This is a genomic window from Methanobrevibacter gottschalkii DSM 11977 (assembly GCF_003814835.1).
Taxonomy (GTDB): Archaea; Methanobacteriota; Methanobacteria; order Methanobacteriales; family Methanobacteriaceae; genus Methanocatella; species Methanocatella gottschalkii.
This window is the reverse complement of the sequence record NZ_RKRG01000001.1, coordinates 492,213-516,371: the sequence shown is the minus strand read 5'-3', so window position 1 is coordinate 516,371 and position 24,159 is coordinate 492,213. Positions and strand designations below refer to the sequence as shown.

Annotated in this window: 24 protein-coding genes; 8 read left to right on the top strand and 16 right to left on the bottom strand. The window is 32.6% G+C overall.

Annotated elements, in window-relative coordinates; all coding sequences use genetic code 11:
* The first annotated feature begins 31 nt into the window (after nt 1-31).
* Nucleotides 32-1,714, top strand: coding sequence for a DUF128 domain-containing protein (locus tag EDC42_RS02610; RefSeq protein ID WP_069574980.1), 1,683 nt, complete (start codon nt 32-34; stop codon nt 1,712-1,714).
* On the opposite strand, the gene EDC42_RS02605 is transcribed toward EDC42_RS02610, so the two are convergent.
* The 9 genes from EDC42_RS02605 to EDC42_RS02565 form a co-directional block, all read right to left on the bottom strand.
* Nucleotides 1,715-2,005, bottom strand: a complete 291-nt coding sequence (locus EDC42_RS02605) for a DUF2097 family protein (protein WP_069574979.1) — start codon at nt 2,003-2,005, stop codon at nt 1,715-1,717.
* 121 nt (nt 2,006-2,126) lie between these two features.
* On the bottom strand, nt 2,127-2,417 hold the full coding sequence (locus tag EDC42_RS02600; protein ID WP_069574978.1) for a DUF2097 domain-containing protein: 291 nt from the start codon (nt 2,415-2,417) through the stop codon (nt 2,127-2,129).
* Between the two features lie 48 nt (nt 2,418-2,465).
* The gene (locus EDC42_RS02595; protein ID WP_069574977.1) at nt 2,466-3,341 is read right to left on the bottom strand and encodes a formylmethanofuran dehydrogenase subunit C; all 876 of its coding nucleotides are present in this window, start codon (nt 3,339-3,341) and stop codon (nt 2,466-2,468) included.
* 2 nt (nt 3,342-3,343) lie between these two features.
* Nucleotides 3,344-5,062: a formylmethanofuran dehydrogenase subunit A gene (locus EDC42_RS02590; protein WP_083234872.1), complete on the bottom strand. Its 1,719-nt coding sequence runs from the start codon at nt 5,060-5,062 to the stop codon at nt 3,344-3,346.
* 6 nt (nt 5,063-5,068) lie between these two features.
* On the bottom strand, nt 5,069-6,445 hold the full coding sequence (locus tag EDC42_RS02585) for a formylmethanofuran dehydrogenase subunit B (protein ID WP_069574975.1): 1,377 nt from the start codon (nt 6,443-6,445) through the stop codon (nt 5,069-5,071).
* Complete coding sequence (locus EDC42_RS02580; RefSeq protein ID WP_069574974.1) at nt 6,435-7,004, bottom strand: molybdopterin dinucleotide binding domain-containing protein; 570 nt, start codon at nt 7,002-7,004, stop codon at nt 6,435-6,437. The genes EDC42_RS02585 and EDC42_RS02580 overlap by 11 nt, the downstream gene beginning before the upstream one ends.
* 13 nt (nt 7,005-7,017) lie before the next feature.
* Entirely contained in the window at nt 7,018-7,248 is a 231-nt protein-coding gene (locus EDC42_RS02575; RefSeq protein ID WP_069574973.1) for a 4Fe-4S dicluster domain-containing protein, read from the bottom strand.
* Between the two features lie 8 nt (nt 7,249-7,256).
* Entirely contained in the window at nt 7,257-8,354 is a 1,098-nt protein-coding gene (gene fwdF, locus EDC42_RS02570) for a tungsten-dependent formylmethanofuran dehydrogenase subunit FwdF (RefSeq protein WP_069574972.1), read from the bottom strand.
* Between the two features lies 1 nt (nt 8,355).
* Nucleotides 8,356-8,817, bottom strand: coding sequence for a 4Fe-4S binding protein (locus EDC42_RS02565; protein ID WP_083234871.1), 462 nt, complete (start codon nt 8,815-8,817; stop codon nt 8,356-8,358).
* A 397-nt stretch (nt 8,818-9,214) separates the two neighbouring features.
* Between EDC42_RS02565 and mobB the strand changes: the two genes are divergently transcribed.
* Both mobB and moaA read left to right on the top strand, forming a co-directional pair.
* Nucleotides 9,215-10,252 carry a molybdopterin-guanine dinucleotide biosynthesis protein B gene (gene mobB, locus EDC42_RS02560; RefSeq protein WP_069574970.1) on the top strand — a complete coding sequence of 346 codons (1,038 nt, stop codon included), beginning with the start codon at nt 9,215-9,217 and terminating at the stop codon, nt 10,250-10,252.
* 1 nt (nt 10,253) lies between these two features.
* The gene (gene moaA, locus EDC42_RS02555; protein WP_069574969.1) at nt 10,254-11,189 is read left to right on the top strand and encodes a GTP 3',8-cyclase MoaA; all 936 of its coding nucleotides are present in this window, start codon (nt 10,254-10,256) and stop codon (nt 11,187-11,189) included.
* 86 nt (nt 11,190-11,275) lie between these two features.
* On the opposite strand, the gene EDC42_RS02550 is transcribed toward moaA, so the two are convergent.
* The 4 genes from EDC42_RS02550 to EDC42_RS02535 form a co-directional block, all read right to left on the bottom strand.
* On the bottom strand, nt 11,276-12,481 hold the full coding sequence (locus tag EDC42_RS02550) for a Coenzyme F420 hydrogenase/dehydrogenase, beta subunit C-terminal domain (protein ID WP_069574968.1): 1,206 nt from the start codon (nt 12,479-12,481) through the stop codon (nt 11,276-11,278).
* 17 nt (nt 12,482-12,498) lie between these two features.
* Entirely contained in the window at nt 12,499-14,664 is a 2,166-nt protein-coding gene (gene fdhF / locus EDC42_RS02545; protein ID WP_083234870.1) for a formate dehydrogenase subunit alpha, read from the bottom strand.
* 88 nt (nt 14,665-14,752) lie between these two features.
* Complete coding sequence (locus EDC42_RS02540; RefSeq protein WP_123833374.1) at nt 14,753-15,556, bottom strand: formate/nitrite transporter family protein; 804 nt, start codon at nt 15,554-15,556, stop codon at nt 14,753-14,755.
* Between the two features lie 374 nt (nt 15,557-15,930).
* Nucleotides 15,931-16,500, bottom strand: a complete 570-nt coding sequence (locus tag EDC42_RS02535) for an FmdE family protein (protein ID WP_069574966.1) — start codon at nt 16,498-16,500, stop codon at nt 15,931-15,933.
* A 106-nt stretch (nt 16,501-16,606) separates the two neighbouring features.
* Between EDC42_RS02535 and fdhD the strand changes: the two genes are divergently transcribed.
* On the top strand, nt 16,607-17,356 hold the full coding sequence (gene fdhD, locus EDC42_RS02530) for a formate dehydrogenase accessory sulfurtransferase FdhD (RefSeq protein ID WP_069574965.1): 750 nt from the start codon (nt 16,607-16,609) through the stop codon (nt 17,354-17,356).
* A gap of 1 nt (nt 17,357) precedes the next feature.
* On the opposite strand, the gene hxlB is transcribed toward fdhD, so the two are convergent.
* Entirely contained in the window at nt 17,358-17,948 is a 591-nt protein-coding gene (gene hxlB / locus EDC42_RS02525) for a 6-phospho-3-hexuloisomerase (protein ID WP_069574964.1), read from the bottom strand.
* Nucleotides 17,949-18,005: 57 nt separating this feature from the next.
* Here hxlB and EDC42_RS02520 point away from each other — a divergent pair, with 57 nt between their 5' ends.
* From EDC42_RS02520 to lysS, 4 genes are all read left to right on the top strand, one after another.
* Entirely contained in the window at nt 18,006-18,872 is an 867-nt protein-coding gene (locus EDC42_RS02520; protein WP_069574963.1) for a LysR family transcriptional regulator, read from the top strand.
* 167 nt (nt 18,873-19,039) lie between these two features.
* The gene (locus tag EDC42_RS02515; RefSeq protein WP_069574962.1) at nt 19,040-19,954 is read left to right on the top strand and encodes a carbohydrate kinase family protein; all 915 of its coding nucleotides are present in this window, start codon (nt 19,040-19,042) and stop codon (nt 19,952-19,954) included.
* Between the two features lie 248 nt (nt 19,955-20,202).
* Nucleotides 20,203-21,501, top strand: a complete 1,299-nt coding sequence (gene thiC / locus EDC42_RS02510) for a phosphomethylpyrimidine synthase (protein ID WP_069574961.1) — start codon at nt 20,203-20,205, stop codon at nt 21,499-21,501.
* Nucleotides 21,502-21,669: 168 nt separating this feature from the next.
* Nucleotides 21,670-23,253, top strand: a complete 1,584-nt coding sequence (gene lysS, locus EDC42_RS02505; RefSeq protein WP_069574960.1) for a lysine--tRNA ligase — start codon at nt 21,670-21,672, stop codon at nt 23,251-23,253.
* 36 nt (nt 23,254-23,289) lie between these two features.
* On the opposite strand, the gene EDC42_RS02500 is transcribed toward lysS, so the two are convergent.
* Entirely contained in the window at nt 23,290-23,667 is a 378-nt protein-coding gene (locus EDC42_RS02500; RefSeq protein WP_069574959.1) for a GNAT family N-acetyltransferase, read from the bottom strand.
* Nucleotides 23,645-24,136 carry a nucleoside deaminase gene (locus EDC42_RS02495; RefSeq protein WP_069574958.1) on the bottom strand — a complete coding sequence of 164 codons (492 nt, stop codon included), beginning with the start codon at nt 24,134-24,136 and terminating at the stop codon, nt 23,645-23,647. Before EDC42_RS02495 ends, EDC42_RS02500 begins: the two co-directional genes overlap by 23 nt.
* Between the last annotated feature and the right edge of the window lie 23 nt (nt 24,137-24,159).

The window sequence follows — 24,159 nt, the reverse complement described above, 5'->3', positions numbered from 1 at the left end:
TTTAAATGGATATTGACTGAGAGGCTTTTTTATGTCAGAATCGGAACATCGAATGATTGAAATTTTAAGGATACTGAGTGAACAGGAAAAACCTACTGGTTCCAAATTAATTGCTGATGAACTGAAAAACAAAGGATTTAATCTTGGCGAACGTGCAGTCAGATATCATATGCAGATATTAGATGAAAAAGGTTTTACTGAAAGAATTGGAAATTCTGGAAGAAAAATTACAAAACTTGGTCTTGAAAAATTAGAAAAAGGATTGATTTATGATCAAGTTGACTTCATTTATTCAAAATTTGAAGAAATGATATATTTAACTGACTTCAACTATATGACACAAGAAGGAAAAGTTGTTGTCAATACCTCCACCATCTATAATGAAGAATCAGTTGATATAATTAAAAATATTATCCAAAGTGACCTTTCTGTTAGCCCTTATGTTAATTTAAATCGTATTGGCAATAATGGTGAAATGGAAGTAACAACATTATGTGGAACAACAATTGATGGAGTGCTGCTTAATGAGGGAATTCCTTCACAACCAAAATATGGAGGACTACTAAAAATTGAAGATTCTGAACCTGTCAAATTTACTGAATTAATATCCTACAAAAAAACATCTGTTCCCCCACTTGAAGCATTTTCAGCAAAAGGATGCACATCAATCATGGATGTAGTTGAAAATGGTGAAGGAATTATACCTGCAAATTTCAGATTAATACCTGGAATCGGACGAGAAAAAGCTATAAATATCATTAATAAATTAGATAAAATAGGAATTGGTGGTGTAATAGCTATTTCTGAAGAAGAAAAAGATATTTTAGGACTTTCTGTACCTGAAGGAATGGTTGGAATATCAATAGTTGGTGGAATCACACCATTTTGTGCAGTTCAAGAACAGAATCAGGATATTGAAATAAAAATAGCAGAGGAAATTAAAGATTTTAAAACCTTGTCTCCAATAACCTCAAAGATTAAACCCGTTTTAAAAGATATAAAACCTACTCCTCAACAAAAAATATCATTTTTACTTTCAAAAACATGGAATTTGATACAACAAGTCAATTTTGACATTGAAAAACGAAAAGGAGATATCATATCCAATGTTTCTTTTATTGATAAAGATAAAATAGACAAATCATTATCTGTAATGGAAGAAACATACAATGATAATCCAAAATATATTAATCCTTATTATAAATTAATTAACCATCCAACTAATGATTCAAAAATAGGCATTGCAACAATCTGTAGTTTAAGTATTGATGGAATTTTAATAGACAATGGCGTCATGAGTAACCCAAAATATGGCGGTTTACTTGAACTGACCGAACCACCATTATTTATTGACCTAATTTCATACAACGGATCCACAGAAGATCCTCATAAAATATTTTTAGCTAAAAATATGACATCAATAACTAGGAATAATGGATCTAACAAAATTTTAGCTAGTTTTAAAGAGATACCATATATATCTCGTGAGCATAGTGTCCAACTTTTAGAGATTTTAAACAATATTGGATTTTCAATATATAAAATTGGAAAGCCAAGAGAAGTAACATACAATGCAAAAGCAGACAATTATAATTTTGGTATTGTTACAGGCAGTGGTTTAAATACTATTGGTGCAATAAAAGAAAAAGGAATTGATGTTGAAGTTAAAGCAATTGAAAAACTATTACCTTTTGAAAAAATGGATAGATTATAACTAAATTACAGTTACATCTACCTCTTCACCATCTTTAGGATAATGATTAAATTCAATAATATCATCTTCAACTTCATAAACATCTATTTCAACAGTAGCTCCTAAATGACTTTCATCAAGAGAAATTAACATTTTAAAACCTGGTTTCCCAAAATATTCAGAAAAGTCCATATTTAATATTTCACCTTCAGCGAAAATTCTATTATATGAAATTTCAATCCTATCATGAATGTCAACATTTTCCTTTAAGTAATTTACAGCTTCTTTTGTTGTTAATTTTAATTCTTTCATGATAATCATCCCTTATAAAATATAATATAAAAGTTATCATATATAAAGTTGTTTGTATTATAACGAACAAATAATTTTTCATAGAAAATATAATGAAAAAATAAATATAAAAAAAGAGAAATTACAAAATTTCTATAATAAGTTCTTTTTCGTCAGTAATATGACGCATTTCAATTAAATCATCTTCAATTTCATTAAAATCAATTTCAATAGATTGATTTAAAATTTCACCATTTAATTGAAGACCTACTCTAAAACCTTCTCCTGTCATATCATCTTCTTCTGTGAATCCTAAAACTTCACCAGGAGCAAAAATACGATTATAAGAAATTTCTAAAACATCACCAACATCCACTTTAGTTTTAACATAACTTAATACTTCATCAAAAGTCATTTCAATTTCTTCTATCATTCTACCTACCCATATTTGTTTAAAAAAAAAAGAAAAAATAGAGAGGAATTATAAATTCCTATATTCTCTAATTGAAGTATATTCGTCGTCAATTTCACCATAAGATGCCAATTTTTCTTTGTTAGCTTCAGCACCTAAGTAAAGGTTACCTTTACCATTAAGACCAATATCTCCAGTATATTTAATATATTTACCTTCGAAAGTAGTACCTTCGATTTCAGGATTTTCCACAACACCATCAAGAACAAAACCTTCAAGTAATCTTCCAAGGAATCCGTGAATAATGATGTTACCGTTTTTCATTTGTCCGCCAGGCCAACGGTTTACGTCACCGTCAATTTCAATAATACCTTTAGTCATGTGAATACCGGCTAAGATATCACAATTACCTTTAACGTGAATTCTTCCACCAGTTAAACATTCACCACATTGTTTACCAGCATTGCCGCCAACAACAATTTGTCCTCCAGTCATACCTCTCCATTCACCAATGTAAGAAGCACCAGTGAATTCTTTAGTATTACCTTCGATTTCAAGGTATCCTCCAGACATTTCTCTTCCAGCATGAGCAGCCGCATTACCTTTAACAAGAATGGATCCGCCAGACATTTCTGCACCCACATGTAAATCTACACTACTGTTACAGACGATGTCTCCACCACTCATTTTACAACCAATGTATTTTACTCTGTTTAAATCACCGTTGAGAATCATTTTAACTTCATCAGGTCCAGCAGCATCCCCTTCAACAGTAATGTCGAAGAAGTCAGTAATTGGGAATCTAGAATTTCCAATAGGAACTTGATATTTTGCAAAATCAGCTTCAGTCCATGAAAAAATTTCATCAGGAATTACTTCATCGAATTCTAAAGCGATTGAAGAAGTTTTTATTTGATCAAATGTTATTGTTTTCAAATTAAACACCCCTATTTACCATCAACATCTATTCTAATTGGGTTGGATACGTAATGGTCATGTACTGGGTAGTTTTCCCATTTGACTGAGTAATATTGGGTAAAGAACGGCATTATGTTATCAATAACTTTTTGCTCGTTTTGTTCCCATCCTTTTACGTTAACCCACATGTTTTGACTTTCTTTAACTTTTACAATTTCTTTATCTTTTACTAAGATTTGACCATCTTTAATAGTGTAATCAGCTATGTTGAAACCTTTTTCGATGTCAGCAGCTTGTCTGGATGGGTCAATCTCATTAGGATTAATATCATATACAGCAATGTCTGCTCTGTAGCCAGGGGTAAGTGCACCTCTATCTGTAAATCCGTAGATTTTAGCAGGAGCAGATCTTGTAATAGTAGCAATATCATAGAAATCGTATTCTCTGTCGAGAGTTGCAAGAGTAGTTCTTTTTTCTGCCCATTTGTGAACTTCTCTGTTTTCAATCATTTCCATTCTTCTTTGGTTACTCATTAACCAAGAGATGATTCTAGGATATCTGGTGAACGGACCTGCGTTAGGGTGGTCAGTAGTTAAACATACTTTCCATGGATCCTCAATTTGTAAGAACAATTCAAGACCAATAGCCCATTGTAAAGTGTTAACAGGGTTTTTAGGTGAGTAAATACATGGAATAATACCTGCTGCAGTTTCACATTCAATATCTTTGTTAGTCCATTTTAAACCAGATAATTTGAATAAATCGTACTCCATAGGAGCATCTGCAGTCATAGTAGTAGTTTCATCGAAAGTAATTTGACCTACATCACAAGTAACATGATCATGTTTGTTAATGTACTTAGTAAGTTCTTCTGCACCAGATGCAGCATCTTTCCAACTGTTACCAGTATATGCATGGAATTGTAAGTGACAAAGGTGCATAACTTGATCTCTGATTTCAGCAGCTTTAGAACCTTTTTTAATGTTTTTAACTGCATCCATAGTTTCAAGAGTAGTTGGTACATTACCAGGGTGTCCTAAGTCATTAGGGTGAATGTGAATAGAGTGAGGTAAGTTTAACATTTCGTTAGCTTTTGCTAAAGCAACAACAACTTCTTTGGAAGTTACGTCAAAGTAAGGTGCTTTATCATTTACACCATGTACGTTCATACCCCAACCCCATGCTTCACTTCCACATGGATTTACGATTTTAATTCCGTAACCTTTGGAGATTTTTAACCATGCAGCTACAAATGCTGCGATATCTTCAATATTGTTATCTTTTGCATATTCCATTACAAACCAGTTGTTACCGAATAATGGTAAAGCTGGAATATCTAATTGAGGAATAGTTGCAATTTCTTCGTGAGTGTGTTTTGCTTCAAGAGGAGGCATAGCTGCTTCAACAACAGTACCGTAACCTAATCTTGAGTATCTGTAACCAGTTGCAGGACAACTTGGGATGGAGAAACCAGATTCGGATCTTAATACTTTGGTTTTTTGAGTAACACCTCTTCTGGAATCTTCAGGTCTGTATAATCTTCCAACTACAAGTTTAGGACCTGCAATGTGTGCGTGAGGGTCAATACCTGCCGGCATGACTATTTTATCGGTAACGTCTAAGACTTTAGCATCTGAGGATACGTCATCTACAATAATACCATCTTTAAACATGACGTCCTTTTTCTCACCGTTAATTTCATTAGCTGGGTCGTAGACAATACCATTTTTAAGAATATATTCCATTATATCACCTTAGAGTGCGTTTGGATTTGGCACATATTTTGGAGCTACATTAGGCTCTTCTCTGAGTTTCATTACTCTTTCTTTCAATTCACGGACGATCCATTCATCGTCACGACAAGTTTCAGGTTTGTCGATTGCTTTTTTCATGTATATAGGAACCCCATCCATACGATAACTGGTACCATCACATTCTACAGCGATGAATGAACCAGGCAATACTACATCAGCGAGTTCAGTGGAAGGACCCCAGTGAATATCGATTTGAATAACAGGAATATCAGCTAAGTGTTGGTTTGCTCCATTAGGGAAGTGAGCACCAGGATCCGCTGCAATAACCATGAAACAGTCAGGTTCTTTTCTGACTAATAAATCGATAGTGTTGGTTTCACCTAACATATATCTTGGGTAACCTCTACAGTAGTCAACACCGAAAGCAAATCCACATTCAAATGCCATGAAAATGTTGAATCCGTTTACGTTGAAGTGACCTCTCATAGGAGTAAGTCCCCATTTACTGTATTTGTTTAAGTCCTGTACCATTTTAATAGCAATATCAATGTTTCTTTGTTTTGATAAAGTGTGGGTTAAACCTAAACCGAAGAAGAGAACACCAAATTCAGCTTGTTTCATTTCTTCTGCCAATTCATAAATATCTTCTTTTGGAATTCCAGAAATTACATCCTGGTATAATTCTTTTCCTCTAAGTACAGCTCTAATAGCATTATAAAAACCATAATCCCCATTTTGTTCAAATCCAATCCATTTATCAGAACATTTTGCAGTATCTGAGAATTTAGGATCCATAGTTACAACAGTTCTGTCAAATCTTCCCCTTTGTCTGAAGTATCCACGACAGAAAGCAGCATATCTTGCTAAATGTCTAGGGTGAGAATTCATAGCGTTACTTCCAGAGTAAACAATCATGTCAGCCCTATTTTGAACTTCCCCTAAGGTTTGAATAGGATAACCTGCGTTTTGTACAGCTTGGAGAGAAGGACCGTGACAGATAGTAGCTTGGTTATCTAATACAGCACCGATGTATTCACCTAATGCTACACCTTCTTTCATACATTCAGTTGAAGTTTCAGACCAACCATAGAATACAGGTCTGATAGAATTAGCAATATACTCTGCAGCTTTATCTAATGCAGTATCCCAATCAACTTCAGTGAGTTCTCCATTTTCATCCCTAATCATTGGAACAAGTAATCTTTGATCCATATCTTCCATGATTTTACTTGCTCCTAATCTGCATGCGTGTCTTACAGCAACAACATGATTATCTTTTACTAAGTAATCTAAATCATCACAGTTACAACCACAAAATGCACAAGTACAATTTTCAACAATGTGGTCATAATCAGTTACAGGTGGTTCATAAGTCATGATCAATCAACTCCTCCCATTTACGTCCATGATAAACAGGTAATTCACCTAAAGATTCCATGTTTTCAACAACATCGTCATCTTCTTCATCAACGTATTTTTTGTATACCCATCTCATTAAATCAGCCATGAGTAATACTTTTCTATCAGTTTTTTCTACAGTACATTTAATACCTTTGTAAGTAGGGTCGGAACAACAGTAAGTGTCGTGACTTACAATAGTGTTAGCCCAAGGACCTTTACAAATGAATACAGTACCTTCATGAGGTGCATCCCTTGATACTGCACAGTTCACAACAACTTCACCGAAATCTGTTTTAACAAGAACAGTATCCCAATTGTTTACACCCAATTTTGCCATATCCCTAGGATCCATGTAACAAGTACCAGAAACATTTTTGTATTCTTGTTTTAATGTAGATCCTCTTTTTTTACAAGCACCTTGGTATATGTCAGATCCAGTGTTTAACATACATTTGAGAACTTCTGTATTTCCTTCACCAGTAATTTTTACATCAGGCACTACAGGTTTTTCTAAATAAGTATTAGCATAATACATTATATAATCCCCCTTATTCTAACCATATAGCATTTACTGGGCAAAACATTTGACATGTTCCACACAATTCACATTTTTCAGGACTGAAGAGTTTGATAAATCCATTTTCAACCATCATAATGACTTCTTCAGTCTTTGCACCGTTACCACCAGCATTTTCAGGACTGATAGCTGCATTAACAGGACATGCGATTACACAAATACCGCATCCTAAACAATTATCTTGATTAACTTTTAGTTCCATCCAATCACCTAGTCTTTAATAGCATCTAAAGCTTCTTTCCAAGTAGCAGAGTTAATAGGAGTGTGGTCAACTTCAGTTCTTTTTACAGTAATAGCGCCGTTAGGACATGCTTTTGCACATGCTTTACAACGTACACAGTAATCATCATTAGCAACAACATGTGCCATTCTGGAACCCGGACCAGTAGATACAGGGAATGCTAAAGCGTTACATTGACAAATATCTACACAAGCACCACAAGCTTGACATTTTTCATCATCAACTTCAATACTACCTTTAAACGGTTTTTTAACTTTTGCAGCATCGGTAGGACATACACCTTCACACCATCCACAGTAGACACAAAGGTCTGGGTCAATGATGGAGTTACCTTTAACAACTGATTTTGAAGAATCTAAATCATATTCTCCATAGTTACATAATCTACAAATTGCGTTAATCGCATTAGTAGGACAAGATTTTTTACATACAAGACAGTATACACATTTATCTTTGTCAATAACAATAGATTCTTTACCAGTTTCATGATCAACAACAATTGCTTCTGCAGGACATAATTCTTCACATATGCCGCAGTAAATACATTCATCATCATCGACATTGATTTCACCAGTTACTAAATCAGCACGGTCTGGTAAAACTCTTTCGATAACGATTGCATCACGAGGACATGCAATTTCACATCTTTTACAGTAGATACATTCATCATCATCAATTTCTGAGAAAGCATTATAATGAGGATATGCTTCAATTTCTCTAATTGGCACATCATCAATAGTTAATACCAATGCATCAACAGGACATAATCCACTGCACATACCACATAATACACATTTACTTTCGTCAATGCTTATTCTTTGAACATCAAAATCTTCACGGAAGTTTTGAGCAATCTTTTCGTGCCCACTGAAATAGATGTCGTTTGAAAGTCTGTTACGAGCATCAATAGCAACTGCATTTAATGTAATCGCTTCAACAGGACAAGTAGATTCACAAATCCCACAACCTAAACAGACATGGTCATTGAAAGACAAGTTTCTAACTTCGTCTGCTGACCTTGTGATGTCAAAGTTATTGTCTTTAACCTCTTTTAAATTTCTAATCATATTAAATCTCCAAAATTTTTATCGAATTAGTTGGGCATTCATCTTCACAAAGCTGACAACCACAACATTGCATGGAGTCTGCATGTGCTTTTAATGATTCTAATTTAATAGCTTTCATTGTACATGCATTTACACACAAGCCGCAACCAATACAAGAATCTTCAACTTTTGCTTCAAAATTTCTTTCTCTGCAAATATTCACAATTTTACGACTCTGTTCTGGATTGTTAAATATTGCTTCAGTCATTGTCAAAAAATCTTTGGGACATAAGTCGATGATTGTCCTTGCAACATCAATAGAGTTCCAAGACAAGTTTCTACCATTCAAATAATGAGAGATAGTAGATCTATCAACACCTAACTCGTCAGCAATTTCTTGATGACTTTTACCCGCCATTTTTAATTTGACTGCAGCCAAATATTTTAAACCAGACGCAATATGTTTTGGCATTTGAACCACCATGTGTAATGATTACACATATGTTTACTTATATAAATATATTTACCTACTAGATTGAAGACACAACTATTATATATAACTGTGGGATAACTACACAATTTTTTTTAAAAAAAGGAATATTAATAAAAAAATAATAAAATAAAGAGCACATATTATATATTGGATTAAATAGAAACTAAAATATCTTAAATAATTGGATAACATAAATATAATGCCAAAACACAATGAAAAATATAAAAATAAGAAGAAATTAGTAATAAGAATATAAGCAAAAAGTATTATAAAATTAGCAAAATAAAGTAAAATTTATTGGACAATGCATGAAGTGTAGTAACTACACATAATTCATTTAGAAATTCTTAATTAGTACCAATCACTAATATAATAAGGGGAGAATATTATGAAAATAGTATCTATAGTTGGAAGAAAAAATACTGGAAAAACTTCACTAACAGTAAAAATTATTGAAGAACTTACAAAAAGAGGCTACAATGTAGCATCAATCAAACATTCTCATCACTCTATGGAAATGGATAAAGAAAATACCGATACATGGAAACATAAACAAGCAGGATCCAATGTTGTCGTTGGAATTGGTTCAACAACATTTTTCAATGCAAGAAAAGAAATGGATTTAAATAGATTGCTATTTTTAATAAAACATATGGACCCCGTCGACTTCGTTGTCATTGAAGGATTTAAAAAATATAATTACCCAAAAATTGCAACATCCCCTGATGTAGTCGATGAATATACAATTAAAGAGATAAATTCCTTTACTATTGATGATAAAGGTTTAAAAGAATTAGTTGATATTATCGAAGAAAGATCCCATGATATTGTAGATACATTATTTGCAAATAATTGCGGATATAACAATGGAGAAAATATTGCATCTGAAATTCGTGAAGGAAACTTAACTGTTGATGAACTAGATAATGTACACAGTTATCTTTCAATTGATAATAAAGTAGTTGGACTGAATAGATTTGTTAGTGATTTTTTAAAGCAAAATGTGCTTGGTGTAATAAATACATTAAATTTAGATGATTATAATATTGAAAAGATATCTAACATTGAATTAATAATCCCAAATGAAGTAGATAAAACTCCAATTAACGCTGAATGTACTGTTTTGATCAATGGCAACAATTTAAAAATCAACAACTTCGCAAAAAATCTTGTTGCAAACTCCATTAAAGGAATGATTAATTCCATTAAAACTGAAGACAATGCTAAAATGATTGACATAGCTATTTCAAATATCAAAAACAATGAATTAAAAAAAGCTACAATTAACCTTAAAGTAAACAACCATAATGTTGAAATTAACAGATTTACACAGAAGATACTAAAAGAAACAATTTTTGCAATTGTAAATTCCTTAAGGATTAATGAGGAAATTGCAGAATTAAGAATCAAAGTGGAAGAAAGATAACATGTTAAAAAACGTAGTTAAAGATAAATATGAAAGACCTATCCTTTCACTAAGAATCACAATAACAAATAGATGCAACGAAAACTGCATATACTGTCATCACGATGGAATGGTTTCATCAAAAGATGAAATGACACCAGATGAATTATATAAAATAAGCAAAATAGCTAGGAAAATTGGTGTTAAAAGAATGAGACTTTCTGGTGGAGATCCATTGGTTAGAAAAGACATAGTGGAAATTGTTGAAAAAATAGCAAGTCTTGATTTTAATGATATTTCCTTGACTACAAATGGAGTACTACTTGAAAAATATGCTAAAGGCTTAAAAGATGCGGGGTTAGATAGAGTTAATGTTAGTTTAGATACATTAAACAGAGATACATACAAATATGTAACTAACATGGATTATCTAAATGAAGCTAAATCAGGTATCTTAAAAGCTGTTGAAGTTGGATTATACCCTGTTAAAATAAACATGGTTATAATGAAAGATGTGAATGTCCATGAAATAAAAGATATGTTTGAATTCTGTAAAGAACATGGAATTATCCTTCAATTGATCGAATTAATTGAAAGTGAAAATTGTGAAGATGATAAATTCAGTGCTGAACATCACTATTCATTAGACTCCCTTGAAAAGAAATTAACTGATATGGCTGATAAAGTACATGAACGTAAATTTATGCAAGGGCGTAAGAAATATTACATTGGTGAGGGTGAAATTGAAATAGTTAGACCAGTTGATAATGCTAAATTCTGTGCAAGTTGTTCCAGATTAAGAATAACACCAGATGGAAAGATAAAACCTTGTTTACTTAGAAATGATAATTTAGTGGAATTAATTTCACATATTAGAAATGGTAAAAGTGAAGAAGAACTTGAAGAACTATTTATCAATGGAATTAATAACCGAGAACCATTTAACAAAGAGGATTAAAACTCTTGTTTATTTTTTAAAAAGAAGATATAACAGTGTTATTATTTATGAGTAAAAAATAAAAATGGATAAGAGGGAACCCCCCCTTAAATCCATTTAGCTTTGGATACATGGTCAGTGAATGGAAGTGGATCATCACTACCCATACCAGGAATGTATCCGTAGATATCTCTTACTTTATTGTTTACAATACTCCATACTTTAGCTACAGGTATTTCACATGGACATACTTCTGAACATTGTCCACAGTTAGTACATGCGTCAACCATGTGCACTAAACGAGTCAAATGGAAGAAAGGAGCTGCAGGAGTGTATCCACCAGGTACCCATTCAGGACCTTCAGTTTCGAGACAGCAGTCATCACAGTAACATAAAGGACATGCTTCACGACAACCGTAACATTTCATACATTTAGAGAATTCATCTTCATACATGTGGAATACATCAATAATATCTCCAGTAGTACCTGCATAGTCAACATCTTTTTTCTCCAAGGACTCTTTGAGCATGAAGTTGTTAATATTTTCTCTGATTTTGATTCCTTTTTCAAGAGGTTCTTCAGTAGCAATTAAACCAGCATCGATAACTTTACCTAAAGCATCTGCACCTTTTTCAGTGAATACTTCAATGAAAGTTGCTTTTCCAGCTAAATCACCAATAACACCCCAGTTACCTAAAGCCATATCAGCATTGGAAGGAATTTTGAGATTACATCTTTGACAGTTTTCTCTTCTACCTAAACCTTGTTCTTCTAACTCACCAATAGCAATTCCTTTTTCACCATCAGCAGTTTCCATAATGAGTTTTCCTTTGGAAATTTCTTCTTTGATAACATCTTTAGGATCTAATTCGTATACATCTCTAATCATGTTCATGGTAGGAACAGGTGAGAAAGTACCTCCACAGTTTACCCCAATCATGATTACATTATCTTCGATGATTTTACCTTTTTTCATTAATTCTCTGATGGTCATTGCATCACAAGGTTTACATGCAACAGCAAGTTTCATGTCTCTTGCACCATCTAAGTATTTTGATACAAATTTAGCAATGTTTAAAGTACCGCAGTGTACGGAACCAGCAGTTTTAATTACATCTGCAGGGTCAGTTACGAGAATAGGTACACCATCATACATATCATGACCTTCGGTTACACCAACAACACCGTCAACGATACCTTCTTCTAATAAGTATTTCATGATAGTAGTTACTACTCCACCGTACTCTCCTTTTTCTTTGATATCTTCAATAGCAGAGTATGCGTAGTACATATCGTTAATTTTTGCGCTCATTTAAATCTACTCCTTATTTATTTACCTACTTTAATGGTGGTAGTAGCCATGTTTTCAGCTTTAATTTCAGTATCAGTACCATCTTTGTAGACTTCTCCTCTCATGACTACTTTTTCAGGGAGTTTTTCTACGTTAATAGCACAAGCTTTTAATTCGACCATTTTAGATTTAGGGTCGAAAGAATCGGAGTTAGTTAATACGTTTGCAGCACATTCTACAAAGTGCATTGGGATGTTTACAATACCTTCTCTGATATCATCAGTTACACGTGCAGGAATTGCGATTTCTCCTCTTCTAGAGTAAGCTCTTACAACTTCACCATTAATAATTCCTCTTTCTTCAGCATCTTTAGTGTTGATTTCGATGAATCCAGTTTTTACTTCATTATTTAATGTTTCACATCTTCTGGTCATTGCAGCGTGATAGTGGAACAATACCCTAGTAGTAGTTAAGACTAATGGATATTCCTCATCAGTAGTTTCAACAGGTCCTTTGTGTTCTAATGCTTGGAAAACTCCTAAACCATCAGGGTGTGCAAATTTTTCTTTGTGCATTAATGGTTGACATGGGTCATCTTCAGAAGGACAAGGCCAGTGAAGTGCTTCAGGAGTGTCTAATCTTTCACGGTTCATACCTGCCATGATAGGAGCGCATTCCCTGATTTCGTTGAAAATATCTTCAGAAGTTTCGTAGTGGAATAAAGATCTAGGTACTCCCATTCTGACTGCAATTTCTTCCATGATTTTCCAATCTAACCATGCGCCTTCAGGAGGTTCTTGAGCTTTGTGTAAACATTGTACTCTTCTTTCACCACTAGTGAAAGTACCTTCTTGTTCACCCCAACCTGCTGCAGGCAAAACAACATCAGCACATTGTGCAGTATCAGTTAAGAAACATTCTTGAACAACTAACATTTCTAAGTTTTCAAGTGCTTCTTTAGTGTGTTTTACATCTGCATCGGAGAGAACTGGATCTTCCCCATGGATATATAATACTTTTAAGTCACCAGCATGAGCTGCGTTCATCATTTCAACTAAAGTTAATCCAGGAGTAGTTGGTAAGTTTACTTCATAACCATCTCCACTGTAGTAGTCGTTGAACCATGCAGTGGTTTCTGGGTCTTTAACTTTTCTGTATCCTACGTAATCAGAAGGTAATGCACCCATATCACAAGCACCTTGTACGTTGTTTTGTCCTCTTAATGGGTTTACACCAGTACCTTGTCTACCAATGTTACCAGTTAACATTGCAAGGTTTGCAGTGGACATTACGTTATCTGCACCGTGGGAGTGTTCGGTAATACCTAATGAGTATACAATAGCTGCTTTATCAGCAGATGCATATTCAACAGCCAAGTGTTCAATAGTTTCAGGTTTAATACCGGTAATTTCAGAAACTTTGTCTAATGTGTATTTTTGGACAGTTTCTTTCATTTCTTCGTAACCTTTGGTTCTGTTTGCAATAAACTCATCATCTTGCAAGTCTTTGTCGATGATGACTTTAATCATAGCATTCATTAAAGCTACGTCAGTACCAGTTTCAAATTGTACATATTCATCTGCAATTTTAGCAGTAGGAGTGAATCTTGGATCCAATACTACTAATTTAGCACCATTTTCTTTAGCTTGGATCATTTTACGTCCGAATAATGGGTGAGCTTCCATGTTGTTGGATCCAATACAGAAAATGTAATCAGCTTCCTTAATACTGTCGAAACCATTGGTCATAGCCCCTGATCCGAAAGTATTTGCTAAACCTGCTACAGTAGGTCCGTGACATATACGTGCACAGTGGTCTACATTTTGAGTACCACAAGCCACCCTAGCTAATTTTTGAGTAATGTAAATGTTTTCATTAGGTGAACGAGCACATGCATAGAATCCTACTTTATTAGGATCTTCATCAGATACTTCCTTGAGTTTGTTAGCAACTAAATCTAATGCTTCATCCCAAGATGCTTCTCTAAATTCACCGTTTTCTTTTATTAAAGGAGTAGTTAATCTGTCTTCCCTATTAATAAATTGGTATCCAAAGTTTCCTTTTGGACATACTTTACCCTCGTTTACAGGGCTTCTTTTTAAAGGTTCTACACCAACAATTTTTCCGTCTTTTACAACGAAATTGAGTCCACAACCAGTACCACAGTATGGACAGATTGTTGGAACATATTTAATTTCAACCATTTTAATAATCTCCAAAATATATATCTTAATATTATTTAAAAAAAAAGAAGCTTAAGTAACATAAGCTTCTTTAAAGTTCATAACGAGCTTATTCTTTAAGGAAAGTGTACCAATAAATACAAGCTACGAAGAGTCCTCCACCAATAATGTTACCAATAGTAACTGGGATTAAATTGTTTACAATAATAGTAGTCCAGGTTACACCTTTAGCTCCTAAGAACATACCTAATGGGATGAAACACATGTTTGCTACACTGTGCTCAAATCCAAGGGTAACGAAAGCCATAATTGGGAACCAAATACCAACAATCTTACCAATAGCATCGTCAGATACATTAGCTAACCATACAGCCAAACATACTAACCAGTTACAACCAATAGCTTTAATTAAAGCTACAGTGAAAGGCATAGTTACTTTACCTTCTGCTACTGCAATAGCTTTAGCAGTAATAGCATATGCAGGTACGGATGCGTCAGTAGGACATAAACCGCCCATGAATGCTATAACATATGCAACGAATAAAGCACCAACAAAGTTGAAAACCCAACTGAGTACCCAGTTTTTAGCGAGTCCGCCAATAGAAGCGGATCCATCTAAAACACCCATAACCATAAACATAACATTTCCAGTGAATAATTCAGATCCTGCAAGAACAACAATAATTAAACCTACAGGGAACACTGCACCAAATACGAATTTTTCTAAACCAAGTGGAGCACCAGCTTTAATCATACCTGCGCTAGATACAATTGCTAATAAACCACCGAATGCAATATAAGCTCCTGCTAAGAATGAGAGCAATATTACATTAACAATATTTGCAGAGTTTTTTGCTCCAGCTGTTTTAGATATTGCTTTTGCAGTATCAACTGGACTTTTAAATGAACTCATTTTATCAACCTCTTTATTCCCTTTATAAATTAATTTTTATAATACTTAATGAATTCCACATATAAGATGTTTCAAAGTATTATGGTTCTTATATTACTGGTTTAATATATAAAGGATTTGTCATTAGAAAATAAAAGAAATATTTAAATATAAAGAGTTATCAAAATAATGTTAATGATAAATCATGATGAATTTTAGTAACATCGTGTTAAAACTCTTTTTTTTCTAAATTTGTATTAAACCATTCTTCATTTTTTGAATACAAAGATATAATCGATAAAAATTAAAAATAACAATCATTAAAACAAGAATAATATTAATATTATTGAAATTGGAATTATAATTTTACATTTTCTAAAAAAATAAGAATATAATTATTCAATGATTTCATAATATGATCCATTTGCACAAGATTCACAAATTGGTTTGCCTGCTCTAAGTTTATGATAATCATCAGTGACCTTTTCACCACATACACTACACCAACGAGTTTTATGATTACCCCCCGGTTTTTGAGCCCCTTTGAAAGGTTTAACATGAACTCTTTCAACATTGAATAATTCTTCAGGAGGAGTTATTCTAAATCTTTCAACTAATTCATCTTTTGTTTCATTAGATTTATTTTTTTTATTTGCATCAGCATCTGAAACTCTGTATGCCTCACCAGTATCCATATTATAAAAAGTAGCTGCAAATTTTCCATAATAAACTAGTTTTAAAGATTTTTTACCAATACTGCACTTAGTTACAGATTGAATCCCATCAGATGTGCATCTTTCACTTTCTAAAATTACTATTAGATTTTTATGTCTTTGATTTAGTTCCATACCCAATAACTCGAGACCATACATCCCAAGTTTAGTTCCAATAGCTATACCTCCACAAAGTTCCCCATGAAACTCAACTGCTCTTTGTAATTGTTCATCATAATCATCTATATTCATATTTTTCACCTCGTTAAGATTTTAAGATATTTATATTATATAATATTATATAATAATCATAAACTTAAATATAACAATTGACATATCTTTAAAATGAGGAGTAAAAATGAAAATCGAAAAGGTAAATGCCATAAAATATAAAAATAACCAACATGAAGAAGTAAAAGAAAATGTTGTAAAAGATGAAACTATTACTTTAACAATAAATGGAGAAATTTCACGTAGTTTATCTGCAATTGAAGACTCACTTAAAGAATTTGCTGTTGGATACTTATTTAATGAGAATATGGTTAAATCACTAGAGGATATTAAAAAAATTGAAATTGATGGTGTTCAAATCAATGCAGAAATTGATGATACATTACTTAAAACAAATGAAACTGTATTATGCTCTGATTCAGCAGGTGGCTGGAGAAGTAAAATTAAAGAAGTGAATCCTGTTGAATCTGATCTGCAAGTTAATGTTAAAGAATTACTTGATAGAATCGAGGAATTAAAAAATAATGCAGAAATATGGCAAGCTACTGGGGGAACACATGTAGCAGGAATTGTACATAATGGACAATTTGTCGTAAAAGAAGATGTAAGTCGACATGTTGCAGTTGATAAAGTAATTGGATATGGATTATTAAATGGTTTTAACTTAAACCAGTCCTACGTAATTTACAGTGGTAGAATGCCAGCAGATATGGTAATTAAGATGAGCAGAGCCGGCGTGCCAATTTTAGCATCAAATGCAGCGCCAGCCAATTCAGGATATAATATAGCAAAAAAAGGGAATATAACTCTTGTTGGGTTCCTAAGAGGCCAACGCTGCAACATATATAACAATCAAAATAGAGTAATTTTTGATTAAATTACTCTAAAACTGTATGTCTTGCTTTTAAATCACTTTCAGTTTGTTGCATTTTCTCCATTAACTCAGAAACAATAGCATCTAAAAATACTAAAGTAGTTAATTCAAATGCAGTGCCTAAAGGTGTTAAAGAAGTGTAATTCCCATGAATTTGACGTTTCATATAATTTTCATCATCAACTTCTTTTTTAGTTCTTCCTTTAACCAGAATATAAGCATCCGCTAGTTGTCCTAAACTAGATTCAGGATAAGATGTTAAAGCTAAAACTTTCGAACCTCTATTTTTAGCAATTTTTACAGCTGAAACAATTGTATTTGTCTCACCAGAACCAGAAATTGCAATAATACAGTCATCTTCATAAATAGCCGGAGAAATAGTTTCCCCCACAACATAAGCACTTAAACCTAAATGCATTAATCTCATTGCAAAAGCTTTAGCAGCGAGTCCAGATCTTCCAGCACCAGTAACAAATATATTTTTAGAACCAATGATTATATTTTCAAATTCATCAATTGCTTTTTCATCTAAAAAATCTTCAGCGTTTTTAATATTGTCCAATATAGCTTTAATAGAAGTTTTCATAATTTCCATTTTATCTAATCCCAAAATCGATATTATTAATTATGATTAAAATTTTATTTATAATTGATGGAATTTGAAAGTAAAGGGTTGATAAGTTTAGAGATAGAGGGTGAAGTTTATGGATATAAACTATATGAAAGTCTTGATTCACTAACAAAAACAAAGTCCCAAAGAAAATCTGCAAAAGAACTAAATATTTCCCATACAGTATTTAATAGAAGAATACTTAGAGCAGAAAAAAAATTAGGATTTAAACTTACGGAAAAACTTGGAAATGGTACTGAACTTACAAAAGAAGGATTGGACTTGTTAGAAGAATTTAAAAAATACGCAATCCAAATTGAAAAAACACCCACCATCAACATCGTTGGAGGCCATATAAGTACTGGTCTTTTAGAAAGTATAGAATTACCATTTAAAACTAATATTTACAGTAGTAACGATGAAGATGCTTTTGAACTTGCAAAAAGAGGCGTAGTTGATATTTTAACATTAGATGATCCATTAATAGCATTTGAAAGAGATATAAACTTTTATCCAATAGCCTATGATTACCTGGTTCTTATTTCAAGTCCAGACTCTGAAAAAATTGAAAGTATTTCAGATTTAGAGAACCTTGATTTTGTAAGTGTGTCTGGATCTGCCCAAAGGTTGGCATGGAACAGTTTAAAACATTATGACATACATGTTAATATTAAAGAAAATGTAAGTTCGCAATTTGATGCATATAAAAAAGTTAGAAACTCAAAAAATTTACATACATTTTTAAATGCAAGTTACTTTAAAGGAAACGAACTTTTAAAATTTAATACCCAACATGTAATTAGCTTGATTAAAGTTAATGAAGATAAAGCAAAGGTTGATGAATTTATTAAATATTTAACTAATGAAGCCCAAGAAAGCATTGAAAAACAAGGTTTTACACCAATGTAAAAATACTTATCAAATGCTCTTAGGAAAATAAAATTATTATTATATAACATATTATCATTTACACTCATATGAACACATTTTTTTGTGATTTATCATCAATTTGAATTTTCAAAACATTAAATAATGATAAAACACAATATTAGATTAAAAGATTTAAAGGCGATATTATGGCAAAAAACAGAGATTTACTAGCTATTGGTCACTCTGCTCATGACTACATTATTAGAGTGCCTGAATTTCCAAAAGCAAATTTTTCTGCTCCAATAACAAATATGAAAACATTTAATGGCGGAGCTGCAGCAAATGTTGCTTGTGTTGGAGCTAAATTAGGATTAAAAACTTCTTTAGTTTCAGCAGTTGGTGGAGATTTTAAAAAAACGGAATATTATGAGCATATGCAGAATTTAGATATTGACACGGATTCTTTGATTATTGTTCCGGGTGAATCAACACCTACTGCATTTGTATTAACTGATGATAATGAAGATCAAATTAGTTATTTCTATTGGGGTGCTGCTCGTGAATTTGCAGAAAGCAAAGTACCCGCATCTGCAATTAAAAATACTGAAGCAGTGCATTTAGCAACAGGAGATCCTAATTTTAATTGGAGATGTTCTGAAGAAGCTAAAAATGAAGAGTTACTTGTTTCATTCGATCCAGGTCAGGATCTCGGAATGTATGATATAAAAAAGTTAAGGGATGTTATTGAAAACACTACTATTCTTTTTGGAAACCATCATGAAATTGGAAGAATCTTAGAATCCCTCGAAGTGGATTTGGATGGTCTTAGGACATTAGGTCCAAAAATAATTGTTAAAACATGCGGTGCTAAGGGTAGTGAAATTTATTCAAATGAAGATAAGATAAAAATTGATGCTATTGAAACAGAAGTTGTTGACCCAACTGGAGCTGGAGATTCTTATAGAGCGGGATTTTTATCAAGATTTTTAAATGGTGAATCGTTAGAAGCATCTGCAAAATTTGCATCAACTGTATCCTCATTTATTGTCGAGCACCAAGGTTGTCAAACAAATATGCCTACTTTTGATGATTCATTTGAGAGAATGAATAGATTTTACTGAATCTATTCTTTTTTTAACTTTTTTTAAAATACACTTTATTTTTATCAATAATACTTTATTTACCAATTTAAAAACTAAAAACACTATTTTTTCAAAAAAGATTGATATATATCAATATTATTTTAATTGAATACAAACCCATTACTTTAAATATTAATAAATAAATATAAGAGAATATCAAATTGAAATGAAATTTAATTAAAATAAATTTGACTGTTTTAAAACTTATTGGACTATGGTGTGATAAAATGACTCAAATTAGTGATGCAAGAAAAGGAATTTTAACCGAAGAAATGAAACATGTTGCAAAAATTGAAAATGTTTCAGAAGATTTTATTTTAAAATCAGTAGCTGAAGGTACAATTGTAATACCAGGAAATGTAAACAGAGATGTTGAAGCTGCAGGTATTGGTGCAGGCCTTAGAACTAAAGTAAATGCAACAGTTGGAACTTCAACTGATATTGTTAACTTTGATGAAGAAGTACAAAAAGCAAAAATCGCAATTGACCATGGTGCAGACTGTTTAATGGAATTAAGTATTGGTGGAGACTTAGATGAAATCAGAAGAAGGGTTCTCGATATGTCACCGTTACCAGTAGGTTCCGTACCAGTTTACCAAGCATCCATTGAAAGTATTAGAGAACATGGTTCAGTAGTTGACATGACTGAAGATGACCTGTTCAATGCTATTGAAAAACAAGCTAAAGACGGTATTGACTTCATGGCAATCCACAGTAGCATTAATATTGAAACTTTAACCAGACTAAAAAGACAAGGCCGTGTAACTGGACTTGTATCCCGTGGAGGGTCATTTATGTCCGGATGGATTGTTGAAAACGAAAAAGAAAATCCATTATACTCCAACTTTGATTATGTTTTAGAAATTGCAAAAGAACACGACGTTGTTCTTTCACTTGCAAATGGTATGAGAGCAGGATCTATAGCTGATTCAACTGACAGGGCACAAATCCAAGAATTGATCATTTTAGGAGAATTAATTGATAGATCTCGTGAAGCTGGAGTACAATGTATGATTGAAGGCCCTGGACACATCCCTATTAATGAAATTCCAACAAACGTTATGATTCAAAAGAAGATGTGTTCAAATGCTCCTTTTTACATGCTAGGACCTATTGTGTGTGATGTAGCACCAGGTTATGACCACATTGTTTCTGCAATAGGTGCTGCATCATCTGCAAAAGCCGGAGCAGACTTCATTTGTTATGTAACACCTGCCGAACACCTTGCTCTGCCTAACCCTGATGATGTAAGAGAAGGAGTAATTGCAACTAAAATCGGAGCTTATGCTGGTGACTTAGCAACTGGTCAAATTGATGGATCACAAGATTTAGCTATGGCTGAAGCTCGTAAAAATCTTGATTGGGAAGCACAATACTCATGTGCAATGTTCCCTGAAGCTGCACGTGCAAAAAGGGATCAAAGACCACCTGAAGAAGAAGATACCTGTACAATGTGTGGTAACTACTGTGCAGTAAAAATTGTAAACGAATGGTTAGATAAATCTGATTCTGACTTAATTAAATAGATGGATTTCTATCTACCCATTCTTTTTTTTCTCATTTTATCATAGAATTTTAATCCCAACTTTGAAAATATACTATTTTTACTTAATCTTTTTATATAAATAACAACAGATATTAATCAAATATAACTTATTTTATGATAACTTTTTTATTAAAAACGGTGAATATAAATGACACATTGGATTGAAAATGTAGCTAAAGAATTAGCAGAAAGAGATGTAGAAGAACATGTTATTGCAAGTGGAACCTCTATTTCAGGCTCAATACACATTGGAAACTCTTGTGATATATTTATTGCTAATGCAATTGGAAAGAAATTAAGGAAACTTGGAAAAAAAGCAAAAACAATTTGGATTGCAGATGACCATGACCCATTAAGAAAAGTTCCATTCCCTCTTCCCCAAGACTATGATAAATACTTAGGTATGCCATACTCAGTTATTCCATGCCCTGATGGTTGCTGCGCTAACTTTGTGGAACATTTTGAAAAACCATTACTTTCAGTAATGGACGATTATGGAATTGAAATGGAGACCAAATCTGGTTTTGAAATGTATAAAAATGGAGTTTACAACGATTACATTAGAACTTCTCTTGAACATACTGATGAAATCAAAGAAATCTTCAACGAATACAGAAGAGAACCTTTAGCAGATGATTGGTTACCATACAACCCAATTTGTGATGAATGTGGACGTGTGAATACAACTTATGCTTATGACTTTGATGGTGACATTATAAAATATAGATGTGAATGTGGCCATGAAGGTGAGATGGATATTAAATCAGGTAACGGTAAACTTACTTGGAGAGTAGAATGGGCTGCAAGATGGAAAATCTTTAAAACAACATGTGAGCCGTTTGGAAAAGACCATGCTGCTAGTGGCGGATCCTACGATGTGAGTAGCATAATTTCAGAAAAGATTTTTGATTACCCTGCACCTTATCCGGTACCATACGAATGGATTACACTCGATGGTGAAGCAATGAGTAAATCTCATGGAGTATTCTTTGCTCCTGAAGAATGGTTAAAAATTGGACCTGCAGAAAGTCTTAACTATTACTTATTTAGATCCAAACCAATGAAATCAAAGGATTTCTCACCAAAAATGCCTTTTTTAGACTTTATCGACCAATTTGATACTGTTGAAAAAGTATTCTATGATGAAGAGGAAGCACCATCTGAAAAAGAAGGTAAAAAATTCAAAGAAATATATGAAATTGTACAAATCAACGAAGGTAGTCCTTTACCATTCAGACCATCTTTCAGATTCTTAGTTAATGCATATCAAATTGCTGGAAATGACTTAGAAAAAATTTATGGAATTTTAAAAAGAAACTCACAATTATCCAAAAGTTTTAAAGACAAAGAATTTGGTGATTTGACTGAAGCAGAATTAGCTCAATATCGTGAAAGAGTTGATAATGTAATCTACTGGTTAGATACTTATGCACCTAAATTTGTAAAATTCCAAGTGCAAGAGAAAAACATTCCAAAATTGCCATTAACTGATGAACAAACTAAATTTTTAACTGATTTAGCTGATTTAATGGAAAACAATGAATTTGCAGAAGCAACTCAATTGCATGATGCAATGTATGAAATCTTAGAATCTCAAGAATTAAAACCACAAAAAGGATTCCAAGCTATTTACAAAATGATTCTTGGTCAAAAACAAGGTCCAAGAGCAGCTTCATTCCTATTGAGTTTAGATAAAGATTTTGTTGTAAAAAGATTAAGACAAGAAGCTTAATCTTTTAAATCTATTTTTCCAATTAAAATAAGCAAATTAAATTAAACTTTTAAATTCTTTTTTCATTAAAAGTTCATCAATGAATTTATAATCTAATTTTTCAAAGATTTCAATAAGAATATCTTCATAACTATCAAAATTAACAACTATACTTTTAAATTCATAATCGATTGCTATTTTTTCGAGCTGTCTAATTAATTTATAAGCTATCTTTTCACAATTATCATGTGAATTTAAAAATAATGTAGTAATCTCCGCAGAATCTGCATCATAAACTTTAAAACTCGCACAACCAACAATTTTACCGAAATTATTTAAAAGTAAAACTACCTGAGGTTCGTCTGAAAAGCACTCAAAAGAGTTACATATTTCAATAAATCTTTCATCCATTTCATTTGTTACAATAATCTCCATATTTCACCGTAGTATTATTTCCAACTTTTTTAAGTTCTTTTTCCCATACTCCAGGATTATCTTTGACGAATTTCAAAAATAACTCCCTACATTCTAAATTATTTAATATAACAACCTCAACATCATTAGATTCAAGTAAATTCTCAGCACCCATAAGAGTAGTATTTTCTCCAATGACAACTCTTGGTATATTATATAATATTAAAGCTCCAGAACACATTGGGCATGGTGATAATGTTGTATAAAGAGTGCATTTAATATAATCCTCATAGTTTAAACGACCAGCTTTTTCAAGCACATCCATTTCTGCATGTAAAACTACAGAATTATTTTGAATTAACCTATTATGGCCTCTGGATATTATCTCATTATCTTTTACAAGGACTGCTCCAATTGGAAGTCCTCCTTCATTTAAAGATATTTGAGCTTCAACAATAGCTTCATCCATAAAATAATTATCGTTTGTCATTTTAAAAAAAAATAGATTAAATA